The organism is Gilliamella sp. X-60, from assembly GCF_057063585.1.
On sequence record NZ_JBXSQJ010000008.1, the window covers coordinates 55,178 to 69,760 of the forward strand.

The window sequence follows — 14,583 nt, forward strand, 5'->3', positions numbered from 1 at the left end:
AAATTTTTAGATGAACATCTGGAAATATTTTATGGTAAAGAAAAAATAACGATTGCATCATCTAAATTGGGGGGAAAAGAATTTTTGTTTTCTCAAATAAAATTTTTTACTATTTATCGAAACAAAAGTGCTTTAGATTCTATTAGTTTTGCTTTAGATATTCAAGAGGTTGAGGGTGGAACAATAAATAAAATACGTTATATTAATCACAAATTTTTTTATTATGATGACGAGAAAAAGCAAAGTTATGATATTGCAAATAGCTTTATAATTAAAATAAGAAATGGTATTTTATTATGGCAATATGAGTTAATTAAAGATAAATATCATTCTAATCCTTCAAAAAGAATATATCGTTTGGTACAAGTTTATAAACGTAACTAATCAGATCACATTAAAAAACATGTAGGAAAACACCAAGTTGTTTTCACTTCGTGATTAAAATAATCCTCTAAAAGCTCATAAGGCGTTTTACTGGAAATCGCTGAGGCTTTTGTTTTTTCTCTTTTTTAAATCACTACATATTTGCTGATTATGCCGCATTTCCGTTAACGTACCTATCCCATCATTTAGCAGGACAACCCAACAAATATCCTCCAATGATTGATATTGCATTTATTCAAAAGTTGAAGAACAATAGCAAAGCACCCTACACTCGTTGGGAGGTATCGCTTAGGTTTAACTATAAATCGGATGATAGAAAAAGGTGACAAATAAGGTTAGTACTTTGCACGAGAAAATTTGCCAATAACTAACACCTACCCAAAACACGCAAAAGCACCCGATAACAAATTGATTTTACTCAAACACGCCAAATAAAAAGTTCAATAAAATCAACATGATGATTAAATGGTTTTTGTAAGAAAAACACGCCAATTTTTATAACACTCAAAGATTAATATAGGCATTAATCCTTCGTCGGAATGTGCCGATAACAGAGAGAGATTAGCACGCCAAACAGGGATGTTTAGCGTGGCTATGTTTATCAGGAAAGTTTTTTTAATTTTTTCAAGGCTTTTCAGCACCCCCCAAAATGAAACACTTTTATAACAACCGCTTAATAATTCTATCCACTTTTATTCGACTAAGCCGTTTTATTAATTTATGGACTTGGCTAGGATAAAATTGGCTCGCTTGGATTTGTTGAAAGTGCGTAACCAACGTGGTTTTTTGGCGAATAGTGTTAAGCTCTTGGCTAAATTTATTGCTTAATTCTTGTTTGGGATCGTGTATTAATATGCCGTTTTCCAGATCTAGCCGCCATGCTCGTGGGTTTAGGTTATTGCCAGTTATAAGCACCCATTTCTTATCTACCCAGATACCTTTTAGGTGATAGGTTTGGTTTTTATCTTTCCATAGGCGTATGATGAGTTGTTCCTTATCAATAAAAGGTTGAAGGCGCTCAATAAAGCTTCTTAAGTTGATTTCGTATAAGTACGGTAATCCACCCGATATATTAAAAGGTTTATCTGGTGGAATATAGAAGTCGTTGGCTTCTTTGTCGCCAATAATCAGTTCGACTTGTCGGCCTTTACGTAGCAGGCGAATGATGTCGCGTACTAAAATGCTTGGCAAATTAAAGTAAGGCGTACAAAAGGTGATTTTTTGCTCGGTTACATTAATGAGATGATGGATAATTTTATTTAATGCGTTATTGCGTCCAAGCCCCATAATTGGCGCAACTGACAAGGTTTGGTTATCAGTATTGGCATTGTATTGATAGCTAGCATCCATTAAATGCTGGCGTAGGGTTTTAATTTCTGATTTGATTTGTTTGCGGGTTTTGTGCGTACCCGTATTAAGCAGTTGCAGCGCTTGATAAGGCAAAAAGTGGTCGTGAATAAACTGTACCATGCTGTCCGCTAATAATGGATTAGTAATAAAGTGGTAACGGTCATAACGATATTTTTCACGTTTGTGCAAGTAGACATTGTTAATGCTAGCACCGCTGTAAATGACAGTGTCGTCAATGATAAATCCTTTTAGATGCAGTACACCAAGTATTTCGCGTCGATTAACTGGCACGCCATAAATGGGAATGTCGATATCAGGGTGTTGCTGTTTTAATTGGTAATAATAATTAGCGTTGGTATGGGCTTTGTCTTCGCCTATTCGTCCTCTTTGCGCACGATGCCAGTCAACAAATATTTTGATATCTAAATTTGGGCGCTGTTGTTTTATTTGATACAGTTCGTTAAGAATTTCTTGCCCCGCTTCATCTTGCTCTAGGTAGAGCGCGACAATATAAATACGGTGCTGAGCTTTTTTTATACTTTCGATTAAAGCAAGTCGGTACGCTTTCGGATTAGCACATATGTGGTATTGCTTAGCATCTTGTTGAATTTTTGCTAATTCATCAAGGTACTTTTGGTGATTGTATTTTATAAATGGTATTCGCATGATTTATTTATCATTATAACTGGCTAGCTACGTGACGATTTAGTTTATCTATGTAACCCGAATAAGGCCAGCAAAATAATACTCCTTTTAAATTATGTGCATTTTTGGCTAAGTTGCTTTCGATTAAGTGGCTTTTTATTAGGCCTTTAGCAACGTGTTTATGCTCTTAATGCTTTATTACTGGATGATGATAAATGGTTTAAGATTGTTCATCAACCCATGTTTGAATTATTTTGTATGTTAATGCTAGTACTACAGGTCCAATAAATAGTCCCATTATGCCAAAGCCAAGTAGTCCCCCAATCACCCCAAATAATATGAGTAAAAATGGTAAATTGGCGCCTTTTTTTATTAAGTAAGCTCGCATTACACTATCTAAAGTGGTCAAGATAATTGCCACAACAATTAATACGATGCCCGCAACGGTGTTGCCCGCCCAAAATTGCCAAAGGATGCACCCAAGCATAACAACTACTGGACCAATTTGTGCCACACAGCAAATAAATAAGATTAGCGTTAGTACGCCCGATAACGGCATGCCAGTTAATATAAAACTTAATCCGCCAATCAAGGCTAAAGTGATGGCGGTAACCACAACGCCAAGTGCCACTGCACGTATGGATTGCCCTGCTAGAGTGACGGTGGTTTCGCCATATTGTTTTGATAGCCTATTGGCTAATAAATAGACGTATTTGGTGATGTTTTCACCTTTTAAAAAGAGCAATAGGCTAAAAATAATCATCACACCAGCATGAAAGATGAATATGCCAATATTGGTGGCTTGTTCAAGTAACCAGCCTATCATAGTGCCAACATAAGGCTGTATAGCTGTCACTAAATCGGTACCATCAGTTTGAATCAGGTTTAACCATTTTTGGTGTAGCTCGGAACCAAAGGCCGGTATGCTTTCAAGCCAGTCAAGGGTAGGTAGTTTTTGATGGGATAATGTTTTGGCCCATTCAATAAGATGGTGGCCATTTTGCGCTACCGAGCTAATAATTAATATAAAAGGTATGATGCAAACAAACGATAATATTAACGCCATTACTAAGAGTGATAACCAGCGTTTGTTAAATAGTTTTTGTTGAATTTTTATCATTAATGGCCAAGTAGCGATGACCACCATCACCGCCCAGAAGAATCCGAATAAGAAAACTTCAATAACACGATAGGTAATAATGATTAGCAAGCCAATAATTAATAGGTTTAAAATCAGTTTGAGTAGATCGGTAGTGTTTTTTTCTGCTGGCATTTTTGTACCATATTTATTAATCTAGATTGCGTTATTATACGCATTATCATTCAAAATTAATATGATGGTGTTTATGATTAATTATTTAATGGAGATTTGAAATGAAAAAATTACTTTTATTGACATTATTAGGTGTGGCATTAACCGCATGTGCAAATTCCCCAAAAGTGAAGCCTGTTGCACAAAATGCTAATGATACAGCACCATTCCCCGCAGCTCAAGTTGGCTTTACGCGTTATGCTATCCATTTGCCTGCTATTGCTAATGAAAACGATACAAAAGTCGAAGTGATTATTGGTAAAGATATGAACGTTGATTGTAATTTTCATAATTTAGGTGGTGTAGTTAAGCAAGAAGAGCTTAAAGGTTGGGGGTATTCTTATTATGTTGTAGAAAAAACGGTTGGTAATATTTCAACCTTAATGGCTTGCCCTGAAGGTACTAATAAAAATCAATTTGTGACAATTAACCATAACTTAGGTTTATTTAATTATAACAGCAGTGTACCGTTAGTTTTTTATGTGCCAAATGATTTGCAAGTTAAATACCGCGTTTGGCAACCAAATGCTAAAATTATGCAAGCTAGCGCCGAATAATCTCGTTAATTATTATTAATTGGCTATTACTTACTCCTTGAGTGGTTAAAATATAACCGCTCAATACCTAAATTTCTAATATTTGATTTTTTAAGTGGACATCTTTTAAAAAAAAGGTATTTTATCCCTCGTAATGCAAGGTTAGCTCTACTCGTTCATTTATTTTATTAATGACTTGTGATTGCCTGATTACCTCGGTTTCGCTAGGCGATTATGATATTGGTTATTTATATCATTGTTATCATCGTCGATGGCAAAATTTGGGGGTCCGTTGTGTCTTTGCAATGGGCTTGTGTCTGACATGTAATATCCCTACAACTAGAGGAGAAGTGGTGAGCATGTTTACTCAACGTAAAACAATTCTTTCAATCGTGGCTGGTGTTTCACTAGCGTTATCTCAATCTGTTATTGCTAAAGATCGCGTCGTGCATTTTTACAATTGGGCTGGGCAAATCGGTTCTAATACTATTTCGGATTTTGAAAAGGCGACTGGCATCAAGCTTGTTTATGATGTGTATGATTCAAACGAAATCCTTGAAGGTAAATTAATGGCGGGCCATTCTGGTTTTGATGTGGTTTCTCCTTCTGATAGCTTTTTAGCTAAACAAATTAAATCAGATGTTTATTTACCATTAGATAAAAGGAAGTTACCGAATTGGAAAAATCTTGATCCAAATTTAATGAAGTTAATGGCAACCCATGATCCCGACAATAAATATGCCATCCCTTATGTGTGGATGACAACAGGTATCGGTTATAACATTGATAAAGTTAAAGAACGTTTGGGCGAAGACGCGCCAGTTGATAGTTGGGATTTAGTCTTTAAGCCTGAAAATATGGAAAAACTCAAAGATTGTGGTGTGGCATTTTTAGATGCGCCAACCGAAATTTTTGCGAGTGCACTTCGATATTTAGGTAAAGATCCAAACAGTACTGACGCTAAAGATTATACTGGTGCTGCTTATGAGTTGTTAGAAAAGGTGAGACCAAATATTCGTTACTTCCATTCTTCACAATATATTACCGATTTAGCAAATGGCGATATTTGTGTGATTTTAGGTTGGTCTGGCGATATTTTACAATCACGAGATAGAGCAAACGAAGCGAAAAATGGTGTGCATATTGGTTATCAAATCCCAAAAGAAGGCGCATTAGTCTTTTTTGATACCTTTGCGATTCCAAAAGATTCAGACAACCCTGGCGAAGCTCACGAGTTTTTAAATTTCGTGATGAAACCTGAAATTGCCGCTCAAGTCACTAACGACGTGAACTTTGCTAGCGCTAATAAAGAAGCAAATGACAAATTTGTAAAACCAGAAGTGAAAAACGATCCAGCGGTTTATCCAAAACCAGAAGTGATGGAAAAATTATTCACTTTGCAAGTTAAAGATCCTAAACTTGAACGTGTAATTACCCGCACATGGACAAAACTCAAAACGGGTAAATAATCGATATTTTGTATATCGCATTAAAATGATAATTCTAGACGGATGGGCTATTGAGTCTTTCCGTCTCGTTTTTTTTGGCTTGTTGTTATGAGGAAAATAGAGTGAACAATAAAACAACAAATCAGGTACAGCCTAAAAAAAAGATGGTAACTCCGTTATTGGAGATTAAAAACTTAACCAAAGTTTTTAATGATGATTATTATGCCGTTGATGATGTCAATTTGACTATCTATACTGGTGAAATTTTTGCCTTATTAGGGGCATCGGGTAGTGGTAAATCTACGTTATTACGAATGCTCGCGGGTTTTGAACAGCCTACGTCGGGGCAAATCATTCTTGATGGTAAAGACTTATCGCAAGTCCCACCTTATGATCGTCCCATTAATATGATGTTCCAATCGTATGCTCTGTTTCCTCATATGTCGGTTGAGCAAAATATAGCCTTTGGTTTGAAGCAAGATAAATTAAATCATAATGAAATTAAACAACGCGTTGAAGAAATGCTAGCACTTGTGCATATGGAACAATTTGGCAAACGTAAACCACACCAGCTATCAGGTGGTCAGCGCCAACGTGTGGCTTTAGCCAGAAGTTTAGCCAAACGTCCAAAATTATTGTTACTTGATGAGCCTATGGGGGCGCTTGATAAACAACTTCGTGATCGAATGCAACTTGAAGTGGTGAGCATTTTAGAAAAAGTGGGCGCAACGTGTGTGATGGTGACTCATGATCAAGAAGAGGCCATGACCATGGCGGGGCGCATTGCGATTATGAATAAAGGTCAATTTGTACAAATTGGTGAACCTGAGGAAATTTATGAACATCCAAATAGCCGTTATAGTGCCGAATTTATTGGTTCGGTAAATGTTTTTGACGGTATTTTGCAAGAGACACAAGAAGATGGTTTAATCATTAACTGTCCTATGATTAAGCGACCATTAAAAGTTGATTATGATTCGCCAGCAGTTGAAGGTGTACCGACTCAAGTCGCGCTGCGTCCAGAAAAAATTAAATTATGTGATGAAATCCCTGAAGATGCTTATAACGTTGCAACTGGTGAAATTGTCGAAATCGCTTATCTTGGAGATCTGTCGATTTATCACGTTAAATTACCAAGTGGGCAAATTATTATTGCGCAGCTACAAAATGAACATCGCTATCGCAAAGGCATGCCAACTTGGGGTGACATAGTTAACTTAAGTTGGGAAGTAGATAGTTGTGTTGTGCTTACTGAATAAACAAAAGAGGATATCATAATGCGATCCATTGTATTCGGATTGTTGTTAAATGCATTTGTGTTGCTCAATGTTTATTGGCGTTTTGCAACAACAGGGGCATTTGATAATTTATTTTTAGATGCGTTATTTACCGCAATGACATTGAGTTTTTTATTGTCATGCTTGGGGTTATATTTAGTAAATTATAAACCATCTAGGTTTGCTTATCGGCTGATTATTGCTGGTAGTATATTATTTGTTCCTGCGGGGCTTGTGGCAATCTATTTTGCTTATAAAAAAATGCAACAACAGCGCTCAGAAGCCGATCTAATGACTCTTTATGGGCGGTTAATTGTTATTGCCATTCCTTATTTATGGATGCTTTTGCTCTTTTTATTGCCATTTTTAATTGTATTTAGAATTAGTTTTTCTGAAAAAATCTTTTCGATTCCGCCTTATACTGATTTGTTTAGTTTCGATGATGGGTTGCTAAATATTGCTTTGAACTTTGGTTATTATATTAACTTAGTTACTGATAATATTTATATTGAGTCTTATTTAGAATCATTAAAAATTGCGGCTATTTCAACCATATTATGTATTTTAATTGGTTATCCATTAGCATGGGCAATTTCAAAATGTAAACAATCTACACGTAATATTCTATTATTGTTGATTATTTTGCCGTCTTGGACGTCATTTTTAATTCGAGTTTATGCGTGGATCGGTATTTTAAATCAAGAAGGCTTGTTAAATCACTTTTTAATGTGGTTAGGGGTTATTGATCAGCCGCTGGTGATTATAAAGACTTATTTGGCAGTTTATATTGGTATTGTGTATTCTTATTTACCGTTTGTTGTGTTACCTATTTATACTTCATTAAGTAAAGTGGATTCGACATTAATTGAAGCCGCATTAGATTTAGGTTGTAAGCCAATAAGGACTTTTTTCAAAATTATTGTGCCACTTACCAAAAATGGCATTATTGCAGGCGGTATGCTGGTGTTTATTCCGGCCGTTGGTGAATATGTGATACCTGAATTATTAGGACCATCTCAAAGTATCATGATTGGTACGCAAATTTGGACTATATTCTCTCGGGATACTGATTGGCCAGCAGCATCTGCTGTTGCGACAGTTATGTTGTTGATTTTAATAGTGCCAATTTACTATTTCAATAAGTTTCAAAGCCGACAAATGGAGGGTAAATAGATGAATGATTTACCTGTTATTTTGCGATCTTCTGTGATTGTATTTATCTCATTGCTATTGGGTTCGTTAGTACTATCGATACTGATTAGTTCGGCTGGGTTAAATCTGCTTACCGATATGAGCTTATATGTTAACTGTTTGATCTTTAGTTTTATTGTGACAGTGATTGTGACATTATCGCTCATTTTTCGATGCCTTAAAGGACTTATTTTATTGGTGGTATTTTCTTTTTTATATATCCCAATGATTATTTTAATTGTTTATTCATTTAATAGTTCTCGCTTAGTTACGGTGTGGGCTGAATTTTCAACTAAATGGTACTTTGAGCTAATGCATAATGAAGAGCTATTTAAAGCTGTTGGCCTGAGTTTAGCAATTGCCGCATGTGCAGCAACTTTTGCAACAATTTTAGGTACGCTTGCTTCTTATGCTGTTGTTCGCTTTAAACGATTTAAAGGGGCAAATCTGTTTTCATTTATGACAACAGCACCGCTTGTTATGCCTGATATTATTACAGGATTGGCATTATTGCTTTTATTTGTCGGTATGGGACAAATTCTTGGGTGGCCAAAAGACCGTGGCGCAATTACTATTTGGATGGCGCATACGACCTTTTGCATGGCTTATGTGACAGTGGTGATTAGTGCAAGGCTCCGTGAACTTGATAAATCAATTGAAGAAGCCGCTTTAGATTTAGGTGCTAATCCATTGAAAGTGTTCTTTATTATTACATTGCCAATGATTGCACCGGCATTAGTTTCTGGTTGGTTATTAGCCTTTACTTTGTCTCTTGATGATGTGGTGATTGCTAATTTCGTAACAGGGCCGGGAGCAATGACATTACCGAAGTTGATCTTTTCAAAAGTGAAATTAGGCGTCGATCCGCAAGTTAATGCGCTTGCAACTATTATTTTATTGATAGTTGGTATTATCGGGTTTATTTCATGGTTATGGATGCGTCAAGCTGAACGACGTCGAATAAATGAAACTCGTATGCATTAATATACACCGCACTTTATATTATTGCCGCGTTTTGCGGCAATATTTCGTTTTAAAATCTCCGTGTTTTTTTTATCATTTTGTATTATAGTGTGACTTGTCAATCTTTTTGGCAAAATTCTCAGGGCGGGGTGTAAGTCCCCACCGGTGGTATAGCCCACGAGCGCTTAATTTGTTTTGTTAACTGTGGTGATTTTTTTATTGTTCAGTTAATTTTGACGGGTTAAGGTCAAGCAGATTTGGTGAAATTCCAAAGCCGACAGTTAAAGTCTGGATAAAAGAGAGTTGCTTATCTTTCCAATATTTGCTGAAAGGCAAAACCATGCTAGTCGAGCACTGCCCTGATTCTGGTATTTTATTTATTTGTACTTAATTAATTTAATGACTAAATAGATTATCGTTAAATGGTTGAACGGTTATTTAGAGTTGATTAAGTAAATAATGAAATGAGCAAGTGAAAATATATAGGTATTTACCATGAATCAGTTTAATTTAAATGAGTTTGGAACCCCCATCGAACGTGTCAAAAAAGCGATCGCATCAATTCAAGCCGGTCAAGGTGTGCTGGTTTTAGACGATGAAGATCGTGAAAACGAAGGCGATATTATTTGGGCTGCCGAGTCTATTACTAGCCAGCAAATGGCGCTGACGATTCGTTACGGGAGTGGCATTGTTTGTTTATGTTTGCCACAAAAACGTTGTGATGAGTTACATTTGCCAATGATGGTGGCAAATAATACCAGCAAAAACAATACAGCATTTACTATTTCGATTGAAGCTGCTAATGGAGTTACAACTGGTGTATCAGCTGCTGATCGCGTTACAACTATTAAGGCTGCGGTGAATGACAATGCTAAGCCGAGCGATCTTAATCATCCGGGGCATGTGTTTCCTTTAGTTGCTAAAGAAGGTGGTGTATTAGTTCGTCGAGGTCATACTGAAGCGTCGATTGATTTAGTAAAATTAGCTGGTTTAAAACCTGCAGCAGTACTATGTGAGTTAACCAATGATGATGGCACTATGGCAAGAGCACCAGAAGTGGTTAAGTTTGCTACACAATATCATATGCCCGTTGTGACCATTGAAGATATTGTTGAGTATCGTAAATCGTTAGCAGTGTAGTAATAAAAAAGTGACTTTAAATAATTGTTTAAAATCATAGTAATATTAAAATATTGTTTGCTATTTATGTCATTTTCCGCCGAAAGTATCGGCGGATAGGAGTTGAAATCAACCAAGTACTTTTAATGCACAGGCTTTTGTTATTTTGACGCCGTTCTCTAATGCTGAAGTGTCGAACTTCATTTCTGGATGATGTAATCCTGGGGTTAAATCAGCACCTAATCCCCAAAAGCCAGCTTTGACATCGCGTTGACATGGATAGTTGAAAAAATCTTCTCCACCTGGAGTAAAGATTGGATCTTTTAAACCCGCTTTTCCAAGTACATCAACAATTGCTTCGGCAATAATTTGGGTGACATCGTTATCAATTTCAGCAGCTGGGATCTCTTTAGTGACATTAATATCCACTTTCGCACCGATAGATTCGGCACTGAGTTTTATTGCATTTAGAGTTTTGGCTTTGAGTTCATTCATAGCTGGGTTTGTTGAGGTTCTTAGATCCCAACATACATACGCTTCAGATGGAATGGCATTAGTTACACCTGCATCACAAATGCAACGTGTTGCTTTGACGCTATAAGTTAAACTTGGTGCAAGGTGAATGGTGTTAACCGCCTGAATGGCAAGTGCAGCTGCATCAAGCGCATTAATGCCTAAATGTGGGCGAGCACCATGCGCAGGTATTCCATGAATATTGGCTTCAACGGTAGTGGATGCCGAATAGTACATTGCTGCTGAGGCAAAGCCTTTAGGACATTCATCTTTAGGGCGTAAATGTAAGCCGATAATCATGTCAACATCGTCAATAACGCCACCTTCAATCATGGCTAAAGCGCCTGAACCAAGCTCTTCAGCTGGTTGGAAGATCAGTTTTAATCGTCCTTTTTTGATGTTGTTTTCTTTTATTAGTTCTTGTGCCGCAGTTAATAATATTGATGAGTGGCCGTCATGACCACATGTGTGCCTTGCACAATGCTTACCATCAATGATATGACCCAATGCATCCATATCAGCCCGTAAAGCAAGTACTGGACCTAGTTTTCCGCTATCATATTGGGCAACAATCCCAGTTGTATTATTGATATTACGGCTTACCTTATAACCGACTTGTTCAAGCTGCTGTGCAATATATGCCGATGTTTTGTGTTCTTCAAATCCCAATTCAGGAATTTGATGTAAATATTGATAATGTTCTAATACATTAGACATTGAGATCTCCTTGATCAAGCAATAAATCGCATAATAATCATTGCAATAAGTGCATTAAAAATACTGGTTAACATAAGCAACGGCCAGTATTTTTTAGGTACATCGGCAACGCCTAATAATCGCCCCATATATTGCAATTGTGAGCCCATCAAGAAAATAGCAGGAGTAAGAATGGTTATTGCTGTTGTATTGAGTGTGCCGCTAGTAAATAAGTTAACGGCAACACCAGTCCCCGCTGATGCTGATAACCATGCGGTCAATAGTACGGTAATGGCTTCGCCAGGTAAGCCAAAAATTTCCATAACTGGTGCGCAATAAGTTCCAATTAATTGCATTATACCTAAACGTTTTAAAATTTCGGTGATAACAAATGCCATTAAGATGTTTGGCATTAAATTGTTAATGGCGATATTGAATCCTTTTCGTGCACCAATAACAAAAATATCTAAAGGATTATTTGTTTGTTTTTGTGAATTACTCATTGATAAAATCCTTTTTATAAATTGAATTTAATACCAAGCGGACCAGTATGGCGCCAACAAATTTAAGCACTAACATAATAACAAGAGGAATAAAAATTGCCACAGTCATTGAGGCAAATAATGCTGAACCAATCGAAAAGTAGTTATTGATTAAACCTGCACCAGAATATTGCCAAGCACTAATAATGATCAAATCTTTTTTGGTAATTTTCTTTTCGTCATATAACTCTTTGGTTAATACCGCACCTGCATCAGTGCTTTGTAGATCGGTAATTAGTGCAAGTCCTGTTTTGCCTGGAACGCCTAAAATTGGTTTTAATAATGGCGTTAACAATTTGTGTGCTGCACGGATTGTGCCGTAATGGGTAAAGATCTCTAACACACCTAACGCTAACATAACTGTTGGTATAAGCGATAAAGCAAAAATAAATCCAGCTCTTGCACTGTTACCCCCTTCGCCTACAAAGGTGTTCTTTTCGGGATGGAGCATGGTGCCAAATTTACCACTTAAGCTAGTAAAATCAAATGCGCCTAACCATTCTTTACCTTCTACATTAAAAAACAAGCCTGAAAAAAACAAAATTGCTACCACTAGTGACACGTAAGCTTTTATACCTACTTTAAATTCATTATCTGAGTTTTTTGACATGCTATCTTCCCTTTATTTTATTATGTTTAACTTTTTGATATATCCTATAATTAGCGATACTTAATAAGCGCGAAAAGCGTTTAATCTATTTTTCAGTCAAAAAATAGTCTAAAAGTGCTATTTTAGCATTCTATAACAATTTTAAATAAAATCGAAAAGTATAACTATTTTTATTATTTTCTAATAATTCATCTATTTTTTTTATATCTTGCTAAAAAAATACGATGCGATAATATATTGGAGTCAGTAAGCCAATTTGTATAACATATAGAATATTGAATTATACTATTTGGTCCTTGTCATTTATATTTTATCAGTATAAAATTATCTACTTAATTGAAAAATAATAATAAAAACCATGACGATGTTTCATAAACATTAGACCATTCTGATTTAGTGGTTAGAAATATATAGCAATTAAAATCTTTTGGTGGCAAATTTTCTATTTGCGAACCATCTTTTGTTTAACCATTGCTTATCGGCAATAGAGCATAATCAAGCATTATATTTAAAATATAGTACAGCAAAAGATAAAATAGCAAAAGCGAGGTAGCTATGTTTAGCGTGAATAAAGAGTGGGCATTTGTGATGCTGACCTGCTTTTTTGAATTGTGTTGGATTTTGGGGTTTAGCATCGCAACAGAGCTTTGGCAATGGGTTATTATTGTGTCTCTTATTATTGTTGATTTTACATTCTTGACCAATGCCTGTAAGACAATACCTACAGGCACGGTTTATGCTATATTTTCGGGCGTTGGTGCGGTTGGTGCAACAGTAATTGATATATTGCTTTTTGACAAAGAAATTAAGTTAATTCAGCTTTTTTTTGTGGCACTAATTATTATTGGTGTTGTACAACTCAAACGAGCTGATAGCTAATATTATAATATAAGGACAATTTTAATCATGGGATGGCTGTTGATATTAATTGCATCAGTTTTTGAAGTAATTGGTGCAATTGGCCTTAAGCTATATGCAGAGCAAAAAAGTCTGCTTAGACTTGTTTTGTATTGGGGGGGGTTTTTTGTTTCTTTTATACTTTTTTACTTTTCACTTCATTATCTTGAATTGAGCATTGTGTACCCTGTTTGGGTTGGCCTTGGCACATCGGGAGCGGTGCTAGCTAATATGCTGCTATTTAATGAACCTAAAAACACACCTCGGTTATTTGGGCTGGCCATTATTATCATAGGTGTTGTGGGTTTACATTCTACTTTATAATGAGTTATGACTGAATTAATAAATAAAAAAACCGGAGATAAACTCCGGTAACGCAAAGCGTAAGTAAGATAAGGATGAATGAATAAAAATGAAATTAAATTTCGTTAGCATGCTCTTTTAAGAAACTTGCAACGCCTTTAGGATTTGCTTGCATACCTTTTTTGCCTTTTTCCCATTGTGCTGGGCAAACTTCGCCGTGTTCTTCATGGAATTGGAACGCATCAACAATACGGATCATTTCGTCAATATTACGACCAATTGGTAAATCATTGATTGTTTCATGACGTACAATTCCTGATTTATCAATAAAGAATGAAGCACGTAGTGCAACACCAGCTTCTGGATGTTCAACGCCATAAGCTTGCATAATTGAATGTTTGATATCCGCAATAATTGGGAACTTGACTTCACCAATACCGCCTTTTTCTTGAGGTGTATTGCGCCATGCATTATGTACATATTCTGAGTCCATAGAAACACCGATGACTTCAACCCCTCGTTTTTTAAATTCTTCTAGGCGGTTATCAAATGCGATAATTTCTGATGGGCAAACAAAAGTAAAGTTCATTGGCCAAAAGAAGATAACGGCATATTTACCTTGAATATGTTGTGATAAATTGAAGTTGTTAACAATTTCACCAGAGCCTAAAACAGCGGTTGATGTAAAGTCTGGGGCTTGTCGGGTGACTAATGTCATAGTGGTTCTCCTTAATAAATAAATGTAAAGCATATTGCGTAGCATTATAGCAATTAAAACCTATTGTCCAAGTTGTTAT

The 14,583-nt window shown here is 36.1% G+C and carries 15 protein-coding genes and 1 riboswitch; of the genes, 9 read left to right on the top strand and 6 right to left on the bottom strand.

Annotated elements, in window-relative coordinates:
• Positions 1-66 precede the first annotated feature (66 nt).
• Entirely contained in the window at positions 67-384 is a 318-nt protein-coding gene (locus ACYIAM_RS05785; protein WP_483747592.1) for a hypothetical protein, read from the top strand.
• Positions 385-1,044: 660 nt separating this feature from the next.
• Here the strand turns inward: ACYIAM_RS05785 and pssA are convergent.
• Together pssA and ydiK are read right to left on the bottom strand one after the other, a co-directional pair.
• Complete coding sequence (gene pssA, locus ACYIAM_RS05790; RefSeq protein ID WP_174796098.1) at positions 1,045-2,400, bottom strand: CDP-diacylglycerol--serine O-phosphatidyltransferase; 1,356 nt, start codon at positions 2,398-2,400, stop codon at positions 1,045-1,047.
• A gap of 199 nt (positions 2,401-2,599) precedes the next feature.
• Positions 2,600-3,652: an AI-2E family transporter YdiK gene (gene ydiK, locus ACYIAM_RS05795; protein ID WP_483747593.1), complete on the bottom strand. Its 1,053-nt coding sequence runs from the start codon at positions 3,650-3,652 to the stop codon at positions 2,600-2,602.
• A gap of 101 nt (positions 3,653-3,753) precedes the next feature.
• Here ydiK and eco point away from each other — a divergent pair, with 101 nt between their 5' ends.
• From eco to ribB, 6 genes are all read left to right on the top strand, one after another.
• Positions 3,754-4,248 carry a serine protease inhibitor ecotin gene (eco, locus tag ACYIAM_RS05800; protein ID WP_174796100.1) on the top strand — a complete coding sequence of 165 codons (495 nt, stop codon included), beginning with the start codon at positions 3,754-3,756 and terminating at the stop codon, positions 4,246-4,248.
• Positions 4,249-4,586: 338 nt separating this feature from the next.
• A complete protein-coding gene (locus tag ACYIAM_RS05805) occupies positions 4,587-5,696 on the top strand; it encodes an extracellular solute-binding protein (protein ID WP_174796101.1) in 1,110 nt (369 codons plus the stop codon).
• Between the two features lie 101 nt (positions 5,697-5,797).
• On the top strand, positions 5,798-6,934 hold the full coding sequence (gene potG / locus ACYIAM_RS05810; protein ID WP_483747594.1) for a putrescine ABC transporter ATP-binding subunit PotG: 1,137 nt from the start codon (positions 5,798-5,800) through the stop codon (positions 6,932-6,934).
• A gap of 279 nt (positions 6,935-7,213) precedes the next feature.
• Positions 7,214-8,125 carry an ABC transporter permease subunit gene (locus ACYIAM_RS05815; RefSeq protein ID WP_174796154.1) on the top strand — a complete coding sequence of 304 codons (912 nt, stop codon included), beginning with the start codon at positions 7,214-7,216 and terminating at the stop codon, positions 8,123-8,125.
• Positions 8,126-9,127, top strand: a complete 1,002-nt coding sequence (locus tag ACYIAM_RS05820; protein WP_483747595.1) for an ABC transporter permease subunit — start codon at positions 8,126-8,128, stop codon at positions 9,125-9,127.
• Between the two features lie 110 nt (positions 9,128-9,237).
• Positions 9,238-9,414: riboswitch (FMN riboswitch) on the top strand.
• Between the two features lie 187 nt (positions 9,415-9,601).
• On the top strand, positions 9,602-10,246 hold the full coding sequence (ribB, locus tag ACYIAM_RS05825) for a 3,4-dihydroxy-2-butanone-4-phosphate synthase (RefSeq protein ID WP_483747596.1): 645 nt from the start codon (positions 9,602-9,604) through the stop codon (positions 10,244-10,246).
• Between the two features lie 108 nt (positions 10,247-10,354).
• Here ribB and ACYIAM_RS05830 read toward each other — a convergent pair whose 3' ends face one another.
• The 3 genes from ACYIAM_RS05830 to ACYIAM_RS05840 are packed head-to-tail and all read right to left on the bottom strand — an operon-like array spanning position 10,355 to position 12,586.
• Positions 10,355-11,455 (bottom strand): amidohydrolase, encoded by a 1,101-nt coding sequence (locus tag ACYIAM_RS05830; protein WP_174796103.1) that lies wholly within the window; start codon positions 11,453-11,455, stop codon positions 10,355-10,357.
• Positions 11,456-11,469: 14 nt separating this feature from the next.
• Complete coding sequence (locus tag ACYIAM_RS05835) at positions 11,470-11,937, bottom strand: YjiG family protein (RefSeq protein ID WP_065639207.1); 468 nt, start codon at positions 11,935-11,937, stop codon at positions 11,470-11,472.
• Positions 11,930-12,586 carry a nucleoside recognition domain-containing protein gene (locus tag ACYIAM_RS05840; RefSeq protein WP_483747597.1) on the bottom strand — a complete coding sequence of 219 codons (657 nt, stop codon included), beginning with the start codon at positions 12,584-12,586 and terminating at the stop codon, positions 11,930-11,932. Before ACYIAM_RS05840 ends, ACYIAM_RS05835 begins: the two co-directional genes overlap by 8 nt.
• A 555-nt stretch (positions 12,587-13,141) precedes the next feature.
• Between ACYIAM_RS05840 and ACYIAM_RS05845 the strand changes: the two genes are divergently transcribed.
• Together ACYIAM_RS05845 and ACYIAM_RS05850 are read left to right on the top strand one after the other, a co-directional pair.
• Positions 13,142-13,465 carry a DMT family transporter gene (locus ACYIAM_RS05845; protein ID WP_194240578.1) on the top strand — a complete coding sequence of 108 codons (324 nt, stop codon included), beginning with the start codon at positions 13,142-13,144 and terminating at the stop codon, positions 13,463-13,465.
• 27 nt (positions 13,466-13,492) lie between these two features.
• Entirely contained in the window at positions 13,493-13,807 is a 315-nt protein-coding gene (locus ACYIAM_RS05850; RefSeq protein WP_065639205.1) for a DMT family transporter, read from the top strand.
• Positions 13,808-13,901: 94 nt separating this feature from the next.
• Here ACYIAM_RS05850 and ACYIAM_RS05855 read toward each other — a convergent pair whose 3' ends face one another.
• Positions 13,902-14,504: a peroxiredoxin C gene (locus tag ACYIAM_RS05855; RefSeq protein WP_483747598.1), complete on the bottom strand. Its 603-nt coding sequence runs from the start codon at positions 14,502-14,504 to the stop codon at positions 13,902-13,904.
• Between the last annotated feature and the right edge of the window lie 79 nt (positions 14,505-14,583).